Source organism: Mesorhizobium sp. LSHC420B00 (genome assembly GCF_000503055.1).
Lineage (GTDB): Bacteria > Pseudomonadota > Alphaproteobacteria > Rhizobiales > Rhizobiaceae > Mesorhizobium.
Genome location: NZ_AYVY01000007.1, coordinates 83,630 through 100,152, shown reverse-complemented (window position 1 = coordinate 100,152; position 16,523 = coordinate 83,630). Strand labels below are relative to the sequence as shown.

At 63.9% G+C, this 16,523-nt stretch carries 18 protein-coding genes and 1 pseudogene; 15 read left to right on the top strand and 4 right to left on the bottom strand.

The features are described 5' to 3' along the window. Positions 1-81: 81 nt before the first annotated feature. Genes rph through X760_RS52735 form a run of 5 tightly spaced genes read left to right on the top strand, consistent with a single transcriptional unit; the run spans position 82 to position 3,405 of the window. Positions 82-798: a ribonuclease PH gene (gene rph, locus X760_RS52755; protein ID WP_023718839.1), complete on the top strand. Its 717-nt coding sequence runs from the start codon at positions 82-84 to the stop codon at positions 796-798. Positions 799-831: 33 nt separating this feature from the next. Then, complete coding sequence (locus tag X760_RS52750) at positions 832-1,242, top strand: VOC family protein (RefSeq protein WP_023718838.1); 411 nt, start codon at positions 832-834, stop codon at positions 1,240-1,242. Next, the gene (gene rdgB / locus X760_RS52745) at positions 1,242-1,919 is read left to right on the top strand and encodes an RdgB/HAM1 family non-canonical purine NTP pyrophosphatase (RefSeq protein WP_023718837.1); all 678 of its coding nucleotides are present in this window, start codon (positions 1,242-1,244) and stop codon (positions 1,917-1,919) included. Before X760_RS52750 ends, rdgB begins: the two co-directional genes overlap by 1 nt. Further along, a complete protein-coding gene (hemW, locus tag X760_RS52740) occupies positions 1,916-3,079 on the top strand; it encodes a radical SAM family heme chaperone HemW (protein WP_023718836.1) in 1,164 nt (387 codons plus the stop codon). Before rdgB ends, hemW begins: the two co-directional genes overlap by 4 nt. 5 nt (positions 3,080-3,084) lie before the next feature. Further along, positions 3,085-3,405: a low molecular weight protein tyrosine phosphatase family protein gene (locus X760_RS52735; protein WP_023718835.1), complete on the top strand. Its 321-nt coding sequence runs from the start codon at positions 3,085-3,087 to the stop codon at positions 3,403-3,405. Positions 3,406-3,595: 190 nt separating this feature from the next. Here X760_RS52735 and X760_RS52730 read toward each other — a convergent pair whose 3' ends face one another. Continuing rightward, positions 3,596-3,784 carry a hypothetical protein gene (locus X760_RS52730; RefSeq protein ID WP_023718834.1) on the bottom strand — a complete coding sequence of 63 codons (189 nt, stop codon included), beginning with the start codon at positions 3,782-3,784 and terminating at the stop codon, positions 3,596-3,598. Between the two features lie 7 nt (positions 3,785-3,791). Then, complete coding sequence (locus X760_RS52725; protein WP_023718833.1) at positions 3,792-3,974, bottom strand: hypothetical protein; 183 nt, start codon at positions 3,972-3,974, stop codon at positions 3,792-3,794. Positions 3,975-4,149: 175 nt separating this feature from the next. On the opposite strand from X760_RS52725, the pseudogene rsmI reads away from it, so the two are divergent. From rsmI to X760_RS52705, 4 genes and pseudogenes are all read left to right on the top strand, one after another. After that, positions 4,150-5,034, top strand: a pseudogene (gene rsmI, locus X760_RS52720) (16S rRNA (cytidine(1402)-2'-O)-methyltransferase); the annotation flags it as partial. A gap of 110 nt (positions 5,035-5,144) precedes the next feature. Continuing rightward, a complete protein-coding gene (locus X760_RS52715; RefSeq protein ID WP_023718831.1) occupies positions 5,145-5,522 on the top strand; it encodes a YraN family protein in 378 nt (125 codons plus the stop codon). Between the two features lie 237 nt (positions 5,523-5,759). Then, positions 5,760-6,776, top strand: coding sequence for a complex I NDUFA9 subunit family protein (locus tag X760_RS52710; protein WP_348633216.1), 1,017 nt, complete (start codon positions 5,760-5,762; stop codon positions 6,774-6,776). Between the two features lie 83 nt (positions 6,777-6,859). Next, positions 6,860-7,096, top strand: a complete 237-nt coding sequence (locus tag X760_RS52705; protein ID WP_023718829.1) for a hypothetical protein — start codon at positions 6,860-6,862, stop codon at positions 7,094-7,096. A gap of 115 nt (positions 7,097-7,211) precedes the next feature. On the opposite strand, the gene X760_RS52700 is transcribed toward X760_RS52705, so the two are convergent. Both X760_RS52700 and X760_RS52695 read right to left on the bottom strand, forming a co-directional pair. Further along, positions 7,212-8,447, bottom strand: coding sequence for an NAD(P)/FAD-dependent oxidoreductase (locus tag X760_RS52700; protein ID WP_023718828.1), 1,236 nt, complete (start codon positions 8,445-8,447; stop codon positions 7,212-7,214). Positions 8,448-8,541: 94 nt separating this feature from the next. Next, entirely contained in the window at positions 8,542-9,348 is an 807-nt protein-coding gene (locus tag X760_RS52695) for an undecaprenyl-diphosphate phosphatase (RefSeq protein ID WP_023718827.1), read from the bottom strand. A gap of 161 nt (positions 9,349-9,509) precedes the next feature. On the opposite strand from X760_RS52695, the gene X760_RS52690 reads away from it, so the two are divergent. The 6 genes from X760_RS52690 (at position 9,510) to X760_RS52665 (ending at position 16,522) form a co-directional block, all read left to right on the top strand. Further along, positions 9,510-10,202, top strand: coding sequence for a glutathione S-transferase family protein (locus X760_RS52690; protein ID WP_023678968.1), 693 nt, complete (start codon positions 9,510-9,512; stop codon positions 10,200-10,202). Continuing rightward, positions 10,183-11,343, top strand: a complete 1,161-nt coding sequence (gene queG, locus X760_RS52685) for a tRNA epoxyqueuosine(34) reductase QueG (RefSeq protein ID WP_023718826.1) — start codon at positions 10,183-10,185, stop codon at positions 11,341-11,343. Before X760_RS52690 ends, queG begins: the two co-directional genes overlap by 20 nt. Then, on the top strand, positions 11,340-12,248 hold the full coding sequence (locus X760_RS52680; protein ID WP_023718825.1) for an SDR family oxidoreductase: 909 nt from the start codon (positions 11,340-11,342) through the stop codon (positions 12,246-12,248). Before queG ends, X760_RS52680 begins: the two co-directional genes overlap by 4 nt. A gap of 56 nt (positions 12,249-12,304) precedes the next feature. After that, positions 12,305-13,396 carry a penicillin-insensitive murein endopeptidase gene (mepA, locus tag X760_RS52675; protein WP_031193975.1) on the top strand — a complete coding sequence of 364 codons (1,092 nt, stop codon included), beginning with the start codon at positions 12,305-12,307 and terminating at the stop codon, positions 13,394-13,396. Positions 13,397-13,517: 121 nt separating this feature from the next. Further along, positions 13,518-14,543 carry a glucokinase gene (locus X760_RS52670; RefSeq protein ID WP_023718823.1) on the top strand — a complete coding sequence of 342 codons (1,026 nt, stop codon included), beginning with the start codon at positions 13,518-13,520 and terminating at the stop codon, positions 14,541-14,543. Positions 14,544-14,662: 119 nt separating this feature from the next. Further along, complete coding sequence (locus tag X760_RS52665; protein WP_023718822.1) at positions 14,663-16,522, top strand: ABC transporter ATP-binding protein; 1,860 nt, start codon at positions 14,663-14,665, stop codon at positions 16,520-16,522. The last annotated feature ends 1 nt before the right edge of the window (position 16,523 follow it).

The following is a 16,523-nucleotide window of genomic DNA, read 5'->3' as shown; positions in this document are numbered from 1 at the left end:
CAACCGGTCCATTTTCCTTTGCGCCTCACGCCCCGTGCGGCTACAAGCCGGCCAAGATCCCGAAGAAAGAAAGAAGCCTGAATGCGCCCTTCCAAACGCCAGTTCGACGAAATGCGCCCCATCTCCTTCGAGCGCGGCGTCTCCAAGCATGCGGAAGGCTCGTGCCTGGTGAAGTTCGGCGACACGCATGTGCTGTGCACGGCCAGCCTGGAGGAAAAGGTGCCGGGTTGGATGCGCAACTCCGGTAAGGGCTGGGTGACGGCGGAATACGGCATGCTGCCGCGTTCGACCGGCGAGCGCATGCGCCGCGAGGCTTCGGCCGGCAAACAAGGCGGCCGCACGCTGGAGATCCAGCGGCTGATCGGCCGCTCCCTGCGCGCCGTGGTCGATCTGCAGGCGCTCGGCGAGCAGCAGATCACCGTCGACTGTGATGTGATCCAGGCCGATGGCGGCACGCGCACCGCTTCGATCACCGGCGGCTGGGTGGCGCTTTACGATTGCCTGCGCTGGATGGAAGCCCGCCAAATGGCGAGCCTGGGCAAGGTGCTGAAGGATCACGTTGCGGCGATCTCCTGCGGCATCCATGATGGTCAGCCGGTCATCGACCTTGACTATATCGAGGATTCCTCGGCCGGAACCGACGCCAATTTCGTCATGACCGGCAAGGGCGGCATCGTCGAGATCCAGGGCACGGCCGAGGGCGAACCGTTCTCGGAAGAGCAGTTCGCGGCCTTGATGGGGCTGGCCAAGAAAGGCATTCAGCGCCTGGTCAGCCTGCAGCAGATGGCGGTGGACTGATCTTCAGGTTATGACGATGAGGGTGACGATCCTGTGACTCCTTCCGCAATCCTGGAATCAGCACTCTACGTGACGGATCTCGCTGCCGCGGAACGGTTCTATTCGGGCGTCCTCGGGCTCGATCCGCTCGGCAAGGTCGAGGGCAGGCATCTCTTCTTCCGCTGCGGCGACGGCGTGCTGCTTATCTTCAATGCCGAGGCGACGAAAGTGCCGCCGCCGGCCGACGCCAGGCTGCCAGTGCCGCCGCATGGCGCCGTCGGCGAGGGCCATCTCTGTTTCGCCGCAAGCGCCGACGAGATCGTGCGCTGGAAAGCGCACCTGGAAGCAAAGAGCATCGCCATCGAAAGCGAGTTCGAGTGGCCGCAAGGCGGCCGCTCGATCTATATTCGCGACCCCTCGGGCAATTCGATCGAATTCGCCGAGCCAAGAATCTGGGGCATCTGATGCATTCGCAGACTGTTCATTCGCCAATTGTTCATTCGCTTGATGGGCATAAGATCGTCGTCGCAAGCCACAATGCCGGCAAATTGCGCGAATTCGCCGATCTGATGGCGCCGTTCGGCATAGAAGCGAGGTCCGCCAAGGAATACGGCTTGCCGGAACCGGACGAGACCGGCACCACTTTCGAGGAGAACGCGCTCATAAAAGCCTTGGCCGCTGCCAAGGCCACTGGATTGCCGGCGCTGTCGGACGATTCCGGCCTATGTGTCGATGCGCTCGACGGCGCACCCGGCGTCTACACTGCCAACTGGGCCGAGACGCCGGACGGCCCCCGCGACTTCGGCATGGCCATGCAGCGCACGGAAGTGGCCTTGCAGGAAGTTGGCGCGATCGCGCCTGCTCAGCGCAAGGGCCGCTTTGTCGCGGTCATCTGCCTAGCCTTTCCCGACGGCCAGGCTGAATATTTTCGCGGCGAGGTCGAAGGTACGCTGGTATGGCCGCCGCGCGGCGAACTCGGCTTCGGCTACGACCCGGTGTTCTTGCCCAACGGGTTCGAAAAAACCTTCGGCGAGATGACCGCTGAGGAAAAACATGGCTGGAAGCCGGGCCAGCCGACAGCATTGTCGCACCGCGCCCGCGCCTTCCAGAAATTCGCGCAAGCCCGATTGGCCGCGGCATGACCATGCTGCTCGACCGCAGCCCGGGTTTTGGCGTCTACATCCACTGGCCGTTCTGCGCGGCCAAGTGCCCCTATTGCGACTTCAACAGCCATGTCCGCCACCAGCCGGTCGACCAGGAGCGTTTTGCGCGCGCCTTCGAGGCCGAGTTGGCGACCATGCGCGGCCGCACCGGGCCGCGCGAGGTGACAAGCATCTTTCTCGGTGGCGGTACGCCGTCGCTGATGAAGCCGCAGACCGTGGCGGCGGTGCTGGATGCCGTGGCGAAGAACTGGACGGTACCAGATGGCATCGAGGTGACGCTGGAGGCCAATCCTTCCTCGGTCGAGGCCGAGCGCTTTCGCGGCTATCGCGCGGCGGGCGTCAACCGGGTGTCGCTTGGCGTGCAGGCGCTGAACGACAAGGATCTGCGCTTTCTCGGCCGTTTGCACAATGTCGATGAGGCCCTGCATGCGATCGGCCTGGCGCGCGAGATTTTCCCACGGTTGTCCTTCGACCTGATCTACGCGCGGCCGGACCAGACGCCTGAAGCGTGGCAGACGGAACTCGAGCAGGCGATCGGCCACGCCGCCGACCATCTGTCGCTGTACCAGCTGACCATCGAGGAAGGCACGCCGTTCCATGCACTGCATGCAGCAAGGAAATTCATCATTCCAGACAACGATGTTGCCGCCGATCTCTATGCGTTGACGCAGGAGATCACCGCCGCGCACGGACTGCCGGCCTACGAGATTTCCAACCACGCCAGGCCCGGCGCTGAAAGCCGGCACAATCTCACCTACTGGCGCTATGGCGAATATGTCGGCGTCGGTCCCGGCGCGCATGGCCGTTTCGTCGAGAGCGGGCGGCGCGTGGTGACAATCGCCGAGAAAATGCCGGAGACCTGGGCCAATCTGGTCGAGGCCAAGGGCCATGGCGTCACCGGCGGCGAGATCCTGACGCGCTCCGAAGAGGCCGACGAGTTCCTGCTGATGGGGCTGAGGCTGGCGGAAGGCATCGACCTTTCCCGCTACGAGGCGTTTTCCGGGCGCGGCCTGTCGACGGCACGGCTGTCGGTGCTGCAGGACGAAGGCCTGGTGGCGCCGATCGGCAATGCCCGCCTGCGCGCCACGCCGGCCGGCATGATCGTGCTCGATGCCGTCGTGGCGGATCTGGCCAGATAGTACCGGTGAAGAACGTTCTCTTCGTCTGCAGCCAGAATCGCTTGCGCAGCCCGACGGCGGAGCAGGTGTTTTCCGGTCGCAGGGACATCGAGGTCGCTTCGGCCGGCACCAATCACGATGCCGACACTCCGTTGACGCACGAACTTGTCGCCTGGGCCGATATCATCTTCGTGATGGAAAAGGCGCACCGCGGCAAACTGCAGCAGAAATTCAGGGCCAGTCTAAGGAAGGCTCGGGTGATCTGCCTCGATATTCCCGACGACTATGAATTCATGGACCCGGAACTGGTCCGGTTGCTGGCGGTGAAGGTATCGCGATATCTCTGAAGGCTGTCGCGCTACTGCGCCTTCGTCATCCTCGGGCTTGACCCGAGGATCCATGCCGCTACCCTTGTCGAAGAATGCTGCGGTAGAATAATTCTGAACTGTCGAAACGCTTGAATATTACGGCATGGATCCGGGTGTCTGCGCCGCGTCGCTGCGCTCCTTGCTCCGTCCCAGGATGACGAAAAGAGGATCAAGCGTCGTGCTTGAAACGACGCTTGCCGCGGTCCTTCTCGGCATGCGCTTCTCCGGAGCGGGTCTGCTTGATCTCGCTCTTGTCGCGCGGGGCAGAATGCTGGTCGCCTGTGGGATGTGATGCTGCGCCATCGCGGGCGCTTTTTGTTTCGAGACGGGTGATGAAAATATCGAAGCGATTGGGCATCGTCCGGTCAGTGCTCCGTCGTGCTGTCGGTTTCGGTTACGGGCTTGCTCTCTGCCAATGGCTGGCGTGCGAGCGGTTTCCTGGCCTCGCCATCCGCGTTGCCACGCAGGCTCTTGTCGCCTGGCGCGGCGAAGCGCTTGCGGCCGGCATAATAGGGTTCGAAAACGTCCTGTATCGTCAGGCTGTCCATCCTGCTCCTCCCGAGATCAGGGTTAAAATTCGCCGGCAACGGTTTCGTTCCCTACTATGGCAAAGGCATGGCGGCCGGTTCACGTCGGGACCCCGTTTGGAACCGGGCGTTTGCAACCCAGGCTTTTGCAACCAGGCGTGAGCCGTGCCAAACAGGGTCGAACGGAGTTGTGCAGGTGACCGGCGAATTGGCCAAACGCAGTTATGTGGTCGGGCAGACCGAGATCGCCGCCCGGCCGCTCGAGCCGGCGCTCTATCTGGTGGCTACGCCGATCGGCAATCTCGCCGACATCACGCTGCGCGCGCTGGAAACGCTCGCCGCCGCAGATATCGTCGCCTGCGAGGACACGCGTGTTTCGCGCGTCCTGCTCGACCGCTACGGCATCCGCCGCCGCACCACCGCCTATCACGAGCACAATGCCGCCGAGGCCGGGCCGAAGCTGATCGCGGCACTGCTGGCCGGGCAGAGCGTAGCGCTGATCTCTGATGCCGGCACACCGCTCATCTCCGATCCCGGCTACCGGCTGGTTGGCGAGGCGCTGGAACGCGGCATTCGTGTCGTGCCGATCCCCGGACCGTCGGCGCCACTTGCCGCTCTGACGGCATCCGGCCTGCCTTCGGACGCCTTTCTGTTTGCCGGCTTCCTGCCGGTGAAGACCGGCCAGCGGCTGACGCGGCTGGAAGCGCTGAAGGCGGTGCCGGCAACGTTGATCTTCTTCGAATCGCCGCGCCGGCTGGCCGAGACGCTCAGTGCCATGGTCGAGGTGCTGGGCGGCGCCCGCAAGGCGGCGATCGGCCGCGAGTTGACCAAGACTTTCGAGGAGATGCGGACCGGCACCCTGCAGTCACTCGCCGGCCATTACGCGGCAGCCGATACGCCTAAGGGCGAAATCGTCATCTGCGTCGGCCCGGCCGATGCGGTCGCTGATGAGCCTGAAGACATCGACCGGCTGCTGCTTTCGCTGGCGGCCGAGATGCCGGCCTCCAAGGCGGCGGCGGAAGCCGCCAAGATGACGGGTGGCCAAAAACAGACGCTCTACCGACGGCTGCTCGACCTCAGGAANGGCGGCGGCGGAAGCCGCCAAGATGACGGGTGGCCAAAAACAGACGCTCTACCGACGGCTGCTCGACCTCAGGAATGCCGGAAGAGACGGGGCCGGCGGAGACCGCGATGGCTGAACGGCGGAGCGCCAGCCGGCAAAAGGCCTACCGGCGCGGCCATCACGGTGAATGGCTGGCGGCGGCGGCGCTGATGCTGAAGGGCTACCGGATTCTTGCCCGCCGCCACCGTACCAGGTTTGGCGAGATCGACCTGATCGCGCGGCGTGGCGATTTGGTGCTGATCGTCGAGGTCAAGGCACGCCGTACGCTGATCGAGGCGATGGAGGCCGTCGGCCGCGAATCGGAGCGCCGCATCGAAGGCGCGGCCGATTTCTGGCTGTCGCGCCAATCCGACTACGGAAAATTATCGGTGCGCTTCGACATGGTGGCGGTATTGCCGTGGCGCTGGCCGGTGCATGTCGAGAACGTTTTTTACGGGGGGAACTAGGTCATTCCCGAAGTGGGGTCGGTTTTGCCGCGATCTCCGGTTCAGATTCGATTGCCTGTCGTCTCGTCGATGGGAACAAGCAAGTAGCGCCATTTGCCGCCTGGATCATGTGCCGACGCTCACCTGGATTCGCTCAATCGATCGGTTTGTCGACCTGGTCTCCGCCCAGCACTGACTGGAACAAAAGCGTTCCTGCGTTGTTCTCCAACCGTCCTGATGTTCGACGGGCTGGTTCAAATGCCGATCAGGGCAGTCCTCGTGGCAGGCGTGCGAGGACAAGGGATGGCGAGGCAAATGGATCCTGACGATCTCAACCAGGAACGGATCGTCACCGTGTTCGGCGGAACTGGCTTTCTCGGGCGCAGGATCGTGACGCGGCTCCTGGAAAGGGGTTTCACGGTGCGCGCCGCATCTCGCCATCCGGCTCGCGTGGCCCTGGTCTTTTCCTCGATTACAAGGATGCCCGAAGCAGTCGAGGCGGATATATTGGATGCGTCCTCGATTGGGTCGGCCATTACCGGATCACAGGCGGTCGTGAATGCTATCAGTCTTTACGTCGAGCAGGGCGTCCAGACCTTTGAACGCGTCCATGTGAAAGCCGCGGCCGATCTCGCTGCCGTGTCGCGCAAGGTCGAGATCGATCAGTTCGTCCAGATTTCAGGGATCGGCTCCGATCCTCAATCGGATTCGAATTATATAAGGGCACGTGGGCGCGGAGAAGTTGCCGTGGGAAACGCATTTCCCGGCGCTTTCATTGTGCGTCCCGCCGTCATGACAGGACCTGACGACGCTTTCCTCACGACCATTGTGAGGCTGATACGCCTCCTGCCGGTCTATCCGCTGTTCGGCGATGGTGGCACACGGCTTCAGCCGGTCTATGTGGCCGACGTCGCGGAAGCAGTGAGCCGGCTGATCGACGGGCGAAGCCACAAGGGTTCATCCATATTCGAATTCGGGGGCCCGCGTATCTATACCTATAAGGAATTGCTTCGGGAGATCGCCCGACAGCTCGATACGCACGTAAAGCTGATGCCGGTGCCGTTTGCTGTATGGAACGCCTTGGCTGGCGTCGCGGAACTCCTCCCGGCTGCCCCCATAACGCGCAACCAGATCGATCTTATGCGTCAGGATAATGTGGCAGCAATCGACGCGCCGGGCCTGAAGGAACTCGACATCGAGCCGCGGGATATCGACGAGGTGATCCGCGTGATCGAACAGCGCCGTGGCGTAGGCTCGCGCTCGTCTCCGCCTTAGGACGGCCCTCTGATCCTGGCGGGAACCTATCGCCGCGCGACAGGTTGGTCGAGCTTGAAGCCAATGAAAGAAGGAAAAGAACCATGGCCAGATGCGATCAATGCGGGAATGACTACGACAAGGCTTTCAAAGTGACGATGGCCGAGGAGACCTACACATTCGACAGCTTCGAATGCGCGGTCCAGAAACTTGCTCCGACGTGTCCGCATTGCGGATGCCGGATCATCGGACATGGCGTCGAACAGGATGACATCATCTACTGCTGCGCACATTGCGCCGCTGAGGAAGGTGCGAGCGCGCTGACCGATCGCGCGCCTTGATGCACCTCCTTTGGCGTCTCCAGGGCGACCATTCCGAATGACTGCGCCGGCTCATCCCCATATGGCCAGTGCTGTCAGCCCGACGACGACCAGCCGAGGTCCAGACGCGCCGAGGTCAAGGCCGCCGCACCTGGACAAGTCGCTCCACAATGCCAGCCACCTCCACTGGAATGGCCGGTATGGTGCCCGATTTCCGTGTCGACCCGAAATCGAGGCCGGCGAAAAAGAGACCTGGAACAGCGCCGACGCCATCCTCGTGGACGGGCTGGCCGGCCGCATCGAGCGCGCCAGGAAGCCGGACCCATGAGAAATCGCCGGTGAAACCCGTGCACCAGATCACTGATCTGATGCCGCTCGCCGTCCAGTCGAGGGAGCGGATCGGAGGATCGGGCAAGCGCGGGGCAACCGTCTCGGCTGGATCATCCTCGGCCAGGGGCGCATCGAGGCCGGCGCGCTCAATGTACTCGTCGACCAGGCGCTTGGCATTCGCCGAAACCTCGTCGGCAAATCGCATATGGTCGTCGAGTTCGTCGCCGAAGACGAGGCTGCCATTCTCCACGCCCCTGAAGCGGCCGAGCAGCACCACGCCCTGTGCACCCAGCGATTGCAGGCTGATTGTATGGGTCGCGCCGACCAGCGCGCGGGCCTGCAGCTTGCCGGAGGGGAGGACGAGTTCCTTGCGCGGAACGTCGAGAAAACCGGACAGCGTCAGCCATTTAAGTATGTTGCCCCCGCGGTAGCGCCGCACCCAACGGCCGTTGCGGCTGGTCGCCAAAAAGACCGCACGTCCGGCCACCGCCAGATCCTCGGCGATCTGGCCGCCCGACTGGCCGCTGCCGACCACCAGCACCGCGCCATTCTCGAACTCGGCCGGGTTGCGATAAGCCGAAGAATCGACTTGGCGAACTGCCGCCGGCAAGTCCGCCGACCCTGGTGGCCGGACCTGTCGGTTCTGGTCGCCGGTGGCGATCACCACATTGCGCGCCAGAAGCACGCCACGAGCCGCCGTAGTGACGCGAAAGATCCCATCGTCTCTCGTCAGCTCTTGAACCGGAGTTTGGGTGCTTACCGGCAGGCGGTGCCGCTCGGCATAGCCTTCGAGATACGCGACAAATTCATGGTGGGTTATCGCGCCCCAGGGCTCCGGCCCCTCGTAGGAATCACCGGGTAAGATGGAGCGAATGGTCGGCGAATTCAGTCGAAACGAATTCCATCGCTGCGTTCGCCACGTTTCGCCGATCCGGCCTCGATCGAGCACACGGTGGTCGCGGCCCTGCCGTTTCAAGAAGTAGCTGACGCCGAGCCCCGCCGGACCGGCGCCAATAACGAGGGCGTCAAGAACTTCGCTCATGCATTCCCCCTGCCAACCATACGTCCACAAGATCGTATGGCTCGGCTTCGGGCAAGAACAGAGTTCCGGCTGGGATTGCGCTATCCGCGCCGGCTCACCCCCAGATTGCCAGCCCCGCCAGGCCGACGATGCCCACGACCAGCCGCCACCAGCCGAACAGCGCATAGCCATGGCGCGAGACATAGTCGAGCAGGAAGCGCACGACGATTAGCGCGGTGACGAAGGCGGCGACGAAGCCGACGGCGATGATAGGCAGGTCGGCACTGCTCAGCACATTGCGGTTCTTGAACAGGTCGAAGGCGAAGGCGCCGACCATGGTCGGGATGGCAAGGAAGAAGGAGAATTCCGCCGCCGCCCGTTTGTCGACCCCGAGCAGCAGCGCGCCGACGATGGTCGAACCCGAGCGCGATGTGCCGGGGATCAGCGACAAGCACTGGAACAGCCCGATCTGCAGATAGAGCCTGGTCGGGAACCGCTCGACATCGTGGTAATATGGCTTCGGCTTCATGCGATCGACCAGCAGCAGGATGACGCCGCCGATGATCAGCATGATGCAGATCAGCCGCGGCGATTCGAACAGCACCGTCTTGATGAAATCATGCGCCAGCGCGCCGACTACGGCCGCCGGCAGGAACGCGATGAGAATGCCAAGGACGAAATGCCGCGTCAGCCGATCGTATGGCAGTTCGAGCAGCATCTTCCAGAGCCGGTGGAAATAGACGCTGAGGATCGCCAATATGGCGCCGAGCTGGATCAGGATCTCGAAGGCCTTGCCGGTCGAATGAAAGCCGAGGAAATGGCCGGCGAGCAGGATATGACCGGTCGAAGACACCGGAATAAACTCGGTCAGGCCCTCGAGCATGCCGAGCAGCAGTGCTTCGACGACGGTCTGGCTTTCCATGGCAACCTCGGCGTTGGAGGGAGGGCTTGAGAAAACGGCTTGCTTGTCACGGCGCGGAACTCCCCCTATAGGTCGCAGCACCCTGACAGCCCCTGAATCGGGCGGCCAAGACTTACCGGCGCAGCCGGCGATTTGCCAGTGCGCTCTATTATCGCGGGACCATGCTAACGCTTTTCCACCATCCGATGTTCGCCAGCTGCCGCTTCGTCCGCCTCGCCTTTGGCGAGTATGGCGAGGAACTGGCACTGATCGAAGAGAAGCCGTGGACGCGGCGCAAGGAGTTCCTGGCGCTGAACCCGGCCGGCACGCTGCCGATCCTGCTTGCCGAGGGCGACGTGCCGATTGTTGGCGCAGTGGTCATTGCCGAATATCTCGACGAGACGCGCGGCGTACTCAAGCGCGACAAGCGGCTATTCGCCGAAGACCCGATGGAACGCGCCGAAATCCGCCGGCTGACCGACTGGTACCTCAACAAGGCGGAAAGCGAGGTTACCCGGCATCTGGTGCGCGAGCGCGTTCTGAAGCCGGTCATGCCGGAAACAGCGGGCGGCGGCTCGCCCGATTCGGCGGCGATCCGCGCCGCCCGCGCCAATATCCGCCAGCACATGAAATACACCAACTGGCTGGCCGGCACCCGTCATTGGCTGGCCGGCAACAAGGTCACCTATGCCGATCTCGCGGCGGCGGCGGCACTGTCGGTGCTCGACTATCTCGGCGAGATCGACTGGCGCGAACACAGCGCCGCGCGCGAATGGTATACAAGGGTGAAATCACGGCCTTCGTTCCGGCCGCTTCTGTCCGACCGGGTGCGTGGCCTGTCGCCGGTGTCACATTATGCGGACCTCGATTTCTGATACGGCAAAGCTGCGCGCGCTGATCGACCGCGAGGCGCGGAACGCCGGCTTTGACGCCGTCGCCGTCACAACGCCCGATGCGATTCCGCGGGCGCCGGAACGGCTGGCCGAATTCGTTGCCGACGGCTTTCACGGCTCGATGGGCTGGATTGCCGAAACGCTCGAGCGGCGAGGCAAACCAGCGGCGCTCTGGCCAGAGGTCCGCTCGATCATCGTGCTGGCGATGAATTACGGCCCCGACCGCGACCCGCGCGACATCCTGGCAAAACGCGATCGCGGCGCGATCTCCGCCTATGCGCAGAACCGCGATTATCATGACGTCATGAAAGGCCGGCTGAAGGCGATCGCCGGCAAGCTTGTTGCGCGCGCCGGCGGCGACGTCAAAGTGTTTGTCGACACCGCGCCGGTGATGGAAAAGCCGCTGGCCGAGGCGGCCGGCCTCGGTTGGCAAGGCAAGCACACCAACCTGGTCAGCCGCGCCCATGGTTCCTGGCTGTTCCTCGGCACCATCTTCACGACGGCCGAGCTGGTGCCGGGCGCGCCTGAGGACGATCATTGCGGCTCCTGCCGCGCCTGTCTCGACGCCTGCCCGACGGACGCCTTTCCGGCGCCTTACCGGCTCGATGCGCGGCGCTGCATTTCATACCTCACCATCGAGAACAAAGGACCGATCCCACATGAGTTCCGGGAAAAGATCGGCAATCGCATCTATGGCTGCGACGACTGCCTGGCCGCCTGTCCGTGGAACAAGTTCGCCCAAGCTGCCTCCGAGGCTAAGCTTGCCGCCCGCGCGGACTTGCGCGAACCGCCGCTCGCCGAGCTGCTTTGCCTGAACGACGCTGCCTTCCGCGCGCTTTTTTCGGGCTCGCCGGTCAAGCGCATCGGCCGCGACCGTTTTATCCGCAACGTGCTGATCGCGGCCGGCAATTCCCAGGACTTGTCGCTGGCCGGCGCCGTCCGCGCGCTGCTCGACGATGCCTCGCCGCTGGTTCGCGGCGCCGCGGTATGGGCGCTGTCGCGGCTAGTGCCGGGTCAGGAATTTGCCGAACGTGCCGCAGCCGCTTTGCAAGTAGAAGGTGACGAGGCGGTAAGAGGCGAATGGCTTCTGGCCCTGCCAAAGCCGATCGAGGCCCATACATGACAAAAAAGCAGATTTTCATCTTCGGCGCCGGTTATTCGGGCAGGGCCTTCGCCGGCGCCAACAGGGATGCCGACACAACGATCTTCGGTACAACACGGTCGCTGGAAAAATTCGCGGCGCTGCGGCAAGCCGGTATCGTGCCGCTGCGTTTCGATGGCACGCCGACTTCCGAAATCGGCGATGCGCTTGGGAAGACAACCCATCTCGTCGTCTCGGTCGCGCCGGACGAGGCCGGCGACCCGGTGCTGGGCGCGGCACGCGAGGTGATCGTGGCCAACATGCCGGAGCTCGAATGGATCGCCTATCTCTCCACCGTCGGCGTCTATGGCGACCATGGCGGCAACTGGGTGGACGAGGCCGCCGAATGCCGGCCGTTGTCGAAGCGGTCGGTGATGCGTGTCGCAGCCGAGCAGGATTGGCTGCAACTGGGCCACGACATCCACCGGCCGGTGGCGATCCTGCGGCTTTCCGGCATTTATGGGCCGGGCCGCAACGCCCTGGTCAATCTCGAAAACGGCACCGCCCGGCGACTGGTCAAGCCGGGCCAGGTGTTCAACCGCATCCATTGCGACGATATTGCCGGCGCTCTCTGGCATCTAGCCGAAGGCGATCGCGGCGGCATCTTCAACGTCACCGACGACCTGCCGGCGCCGCCGCAGGACGTCGTCGCCTATGCCGCCAGGTTGATGGGCATCGAGCCGCCGCCCGAAATTCCGTTCGAGACCGCCCAACTTTCGCCCATGGCGCGGTCCTTCTATGGCGAGAACAAGCGTGTCGCCAACGCGGCGATCAAGGCGGCCGGCTATGGCTTTCGCTTCCCCGACTACCGCTCGGCTCTCGACGCCATGTGGGCGAGCGGCGACTGGCGCGACGGCGAGGCGCGCAGTCCGATGAAACGGTCGTGATCGATACGTTGCGCGGGGCGTGGTATGATGCGGTTCAAATCGCGGAGGGGTCCAGCTTGGGGAAGACGTTAAAGCGAGCCTTGCCGGGAAAAACACTGCTGCTGACGGCAGCACTGGCCGTCGCCGGCCTAACGCTTGCCGCGCAAACGGCGAGCGCCGAGCAACGGGCAAAAGAGCTGTTCGGCGCCAAAAAGCTGCCGGCACTCGCAGCAGCGCAATCGATCGGCTTTTATTCCAAAGGCTGTTTTTCCGGCGGCGTCGCGCTGCCCATGGACGGCCGGCACTGGGAGGTGATGCGACCGTCGCGCAACCGCCGTTGGGGCCATCCGGCGATGATCGCGATGATCGAGAAACTATCGCGCGATGCCGCGGCCGACGGCTGGCCGGGCCTGTTGATCGGCGACATCTCGCAACCGCGCGGCGGGCCGATGCTGAGCGGCCATGCCTCGCACCAGATCGGCCTCGACGCCGACATCTGGCTAACGCCGATGCCCGACCGCAAGCTTTCGACCGAAGAGCGCGAAAACATCAGCGCTACCTTGATGGTCGATGAAAAGACCCATCTGGTAAAGGATGGCCTGTGGACGCCGATGCACACGCGGCTGTTGAGGCGCGCCGCGAGCTATCCCGAAGTCGAGCGCATCCTGGTCAATCCAGGGATCAAGAAGAAGCTCTGCGACACGGTCAAAGGCGACCGCAGCTGGTTGCGCAAGGTCAGGCCGTTCTGGGGCCACGATTACCACTTCCACATTCGTATCGGCTGCCAGCCTGGGTCACCCGACTGCAAGGCGCAGGAAGCGACGGCGCCAGGCGATGGCTGCGACCAGGCGCTGGCCTGGTGGTTCACCGAGGAGCCGTGGCGCCCCAACAAGAATCCGGACAAGCCGAAGGCACGCGACGTGATGACGATGGCGAACCTGCCCAGGCAATGCCAGTTCGTGCTCGACGCGCCGGCTCCGGCCTCGGCGGAAGCAGTCACCTATTATGGCGACGGCGTGCCGATCGCGGCCGTACCCGCTCCCGCGGCAGAGCCTTCGCCGCCGCCGACGGTCGCAGCCGGCGCGGCAGCGCTTCCGGCCTCGGCGAACGCCTTTGTGGCGACCCCCGAGATCCGCATTCCGCTGCCGCGGCCACGACCGGGGCACTGATGCGGGCAGCGTGTTCGCTGTCTGCATCCGTGCATCTCCACTTCGAAAACCGATTTCCCTTTTTGCGGTCATGCGCTAGTCAACGAGAGAACGGCGATACGCGTCGGGAACGGACGAGAGCATGCCAGGCGTAAGCGACGACGACACTCTGTTGCGGTTTCCGATTCTGATCGGCGACATAGGCGGCACCAATGCGCGCTTCTCGATCGTGCTTGACGCGAATTCCGAAGCCGGCGAGCCGACGATCGTCCAGACCGCCAACTTCAATACGATCGACGAGGCGATCCAGTCGGCCGTGCTCGACCGCTCGTCGGTCCGGCCGAATTCAGCTGTGCTGGCGGTAGCCGGTCCTGTCGAAAGCGACGAGATCCCGCTTACCAATTGCCCATGGATCGTCAAGCCGAGACAGATGTTCGCCAGTCTCGGTCTCAGCGACGTCGTGGTGCTCAACGACTTCGAGGCGCAGGCGCTGGCCGTCGTCGCGCTCGGCGAAGAGCATATGGAAAAGATCGGCGGTGACGCGCCGGAACCGAATTCCGGGCGGGTGGTGCTCGGCCCGGGAACCGGGCTCGGCGTCGCCGGGCTGGTCTATGCGCTGCATCACTGGATACCGGTGCCCGGCGAGGGCGGCCATATGGATATCGGCCCGCGCTCGCCGCGCGATTTCCAGGTGTTTCCGCATATCGAGAAGCTCGAGGGCCGCATCTCCGGCGAACAGATCCTGTCCGGGCGCGGCCTAGTCAATGCCTACCGGGCGGTGGCCAAGGCGGACGGCAAGCCGTCGCCCTTTACCACGCCCGCCGAGATCACCGCCGCGGCGCTGGCAAAGAACGATCCGGTAGCCGAAGAGGCGCTGTCGATCTTCGTCACCTGCCTGGGGCGCACCGCCGGCGATCTCGCTCTGGTGTTCATGAGCCGCGGCGGCGTGTTTCTCACCGGCGGCATCGCGCAAAAAATCCTGCCGGCACTGCGCACCGGCAATTTCCGCGCCGCCTTCGAGGACAAGGCGCCGCATAGCGCCCTGATGCGCAGCATGCCGGTCTATGTCATCACCCATCCGCTAGCGGCGCTTTTAGGGCTGGCCGCCTATGCCAGAAATCCGTCGCTGTTCGGCGTGCAGACGGCGGGGCGGCGCTGGCGGGTCTAGGACACACGCTGCGCCGCGACGAAGTTTCGCCGTCCCCGGCCATAGGCAAGCCGCCATTGGGGCGTTAAGAGGTTGCCGAATTGCAGCCCGGCCGAACCGAAACCACAAAGCGCTCCAACTTGACACTTCCAGCACCAACCAAAGGGAAAGTCCGTCCCAGCGAGATCGTGGCGGTGATCCGCCGCATCATCGCCGAGAACAGCCGCGACTATCGCTGGTACTATGCTCTTGCCGTGCTGTGCCTGGTGACGATCGCGGCGACGACCGCCTTCACAGCCTGGATCATGAAGGATGTCATCGATCAGATCTTCTACCAACAGCGCGGCGATCTTATCGCGCTGATCAGCGTGTCGATCCTGGCCGCCTTCATGCTGCGCGGGCTGGCCAGCTACGGCCAGGCAGTGACGCTGGCCAAAATCGGCAACAATCTGGTGGCGCGTTATCAGCGCCGCATCTTCGACCATCTGATGAAGCTCGGCGTCAGCTTCTTCAACGACACCCGCTCGGGCCGGCTCGCCGCGCAGATCAACGAGAACGTCAACGGCATCCGCGATCTCCTGTCGATGACGCTGACATCGCTGGCGCGCGATGCCGTGTCGCTTGTCGCGCTGGTCGGCGTCATGATCTGGCAGGACCCGATGCTCTCGGCGATGTCGCTGCTGATCGGCCCGCCTTTGATCTACAGTGTCACCTATCTGATGCGCCGGGTGCGTCGCATCACCCGTGAATCGGTGCAGATCAACTCGCGGCTGATCGGCGCGATGCAGGAAGCGACGCAAGGCATCGCTATCGTCAAGGCCTTCACTCTGGAAGACGAGCTGTCGCGCCGCATCGGCGGCCTCGTCGCGGGCGCCGAGCAGCGGGCAAACAAGATCGCCCGCGTCTCGGAACGGCTGACGCCGATCTCCGAAATGCTGGCCGGCTTCGCCGTCGCCGGCGTCATCGCCTATTCCGGCTACCGGGCGACTATCGGCGGCCAACCTCCGGGCGCGGTGTTTGCCTTCATCACCGCCCTGCTGCTTGCCTATGACCCCGCCAGGCGGCTGGCGCGTATGCAGGTCGGCATGGAAAAGTCGCTGGTCAATGCGCGCATGATCTACGAGCTTCTCGACCTCGAGCCGCAGCAGGGTGACGTGCCGGGAGCCGCCGAGGCGAAATTCACCTCTGGCGAAGTGCGCTTCAACAATGTGTCCTTCCGCTATGTCGAAGAGGCGCCGGTCCTGCAGGATCTGAGCTTTGTCGCCGCTGCCGGCAAGGTGACTGCCATCGTCGGAGCTTCGGGCGCCGGCAAGACGACGCTGGTTGCGCTGCTGCAGCGCTTCTACGACGTCGAGTCGGGCAGCATCGATATCGATGGCCAGGACATTTCAAAGGTCACCAAGCATTCGCTGCGCGGCTCGATCGCCTATGTTTCGCAGCAGCCTTATCTGTTCGAAGGCACCATCCGCGACAACATCCGCTACGGCAGGCTGAGCGCCACCGCCGCCGAGATTGAACGCGCCGCCCAACAGGCCGCGGCCGACGATTTCATTCGCCAGCAGCCGCAAGGCTACGACACGCCCGTCGGCGAGAACGGCGTGACGCTGTCGGGCGGCCAGCGCCAGCGCGTATCGATTGCCCGCGCCATCGTTCGGCAGGCGCCGATCCTGCTGCTCGACGAAGCCACCTCGGCGCTCGACAACGAGGCCGAGGCCCGCGTCCAGGAAGCGCTGACCCATGTCATGGAAGGGCGCACCACCATTGTCATCGCGCACCGGCTGTCGACGGTGGTCAATGCCGACCATATCATCGTGCTGGAGCAGGGCCGGCTGGTCGAACAGGGCACGCACGCCTCGCTGATGGCCGACCCGCACAGCGTCTATGCGCGGTTTCACCGGGTGCAAGGCAGGAAAGGGCTGGGGCTTGTCGATGACGGCAAGCCAATCCAGACTGCGGCGCAAAATGCCCGCGCGAAAAAGGTGGTCGGGAGACATTCATGAG

What these genes read in the sequence shown, in the direction of transcription:
- rph (WP_023718839.1), top strand. Translation starts at nt 82, where the DNA reads ATGCGCCCTTCCAAACGCCAGTTCGACGAAATGCGCCCCATCTCCTTC.
- X760_RS52710 (WP_348633216.1), top strand. Translation starts at nt 5,760, where the DNA reads ATGCCGATCAGGGCAGTCCTCGTGGCAGGCGTGCGAGGACAAGGGATG.
- queG (WP_023718826.1), top strand. Translation starts at nt 10,183, where the DNA reads ATGCGGACCTCGATTTCTGATACGGCAAAGCTGCGCGCGCTGATCGAC.
- X760_RS52705 (WP_023718829.1), top strand. Translation starts at nt 6,860, where the DNA reads ATGGCCAGATGCGATCAATGCGGGAATGACTACGACAAGGCTTTCAAA.
- X760_RS52715 (WP_023718831.1), top strand. Translation starts at nt 5,145, where the DNA reads ATGGCTGAACGGCGGAGCGCCAGCCGGCAAAAGGCCTACCGGCGCGGC.
- X760_RS52670 (WP_023718823.1), top strand. Translation starts at nt 13,518, where the DNA reads ATGCCAGGCGTAAGCGACGACGACACTCTGTTGCGGTTTCCGATTCTG.
- X760_RS52725 (WP_023718833.1), bottom strand. Translation starts at nt 3,974, where the DNA reads ATGGACAGCCTGACGATACAGGACGTTTTCGAACCCTATTATGCCGGC.
- X760_RS52680 (WP_023718825.1), top strand. Translation starts at nt 11,340, where the DNA reads ATGACAAAAAAGCAGATTTTCATCTTCGGCGCCGGTTATTCGGGCAGG.
- hemW (WP_023718836.1), top strand. Translation starts at nt 1,916, where the DNA reads ATGACCATGCTGCTCGACCGCAGCCCGGGTTTTGGCGTCTACATCCAC.
- X760_RS52690 (WP_023678968.1), top strand. Translation starts at nt 9,510, where the DNA reads ATGCTAACGCTTTTCCACCATCCGATGTTCGCCAGCTGCCGCTTCGTC.
- X760_RS52700 (WP_023718828.1), bottom strand. Translation starts at nt 8,447, where the DNA reads ATGAGCGAAGTTCTTGACGCCCTCGTTATTGGCGCCGGTCCGGCGGGG.
- X760_RS52695 (WP_023718827.1), bottom strand. Translation starts at nt 9,348, where the DNA reads ATGGAAAGCCAGACCGTCGTCGAAGCACTGCTGCTCGGCATGCTCGAG.
- rdgB (WP_023718837.1), top strand. Translation starts at nt 1,242, where the DNA reads ATGCATTCGCAGACTGTTCATTCGCCAATTGTTCATTCGCTTGATGGG.
- X760_RS52730 (WP_023718834.1), bottom strand. Translation starts at nt 3,784, where the DNA reads ATGCCCAATCGCTTCGATATTTTCATCACCCGTCTCGAAACAAAAAGC.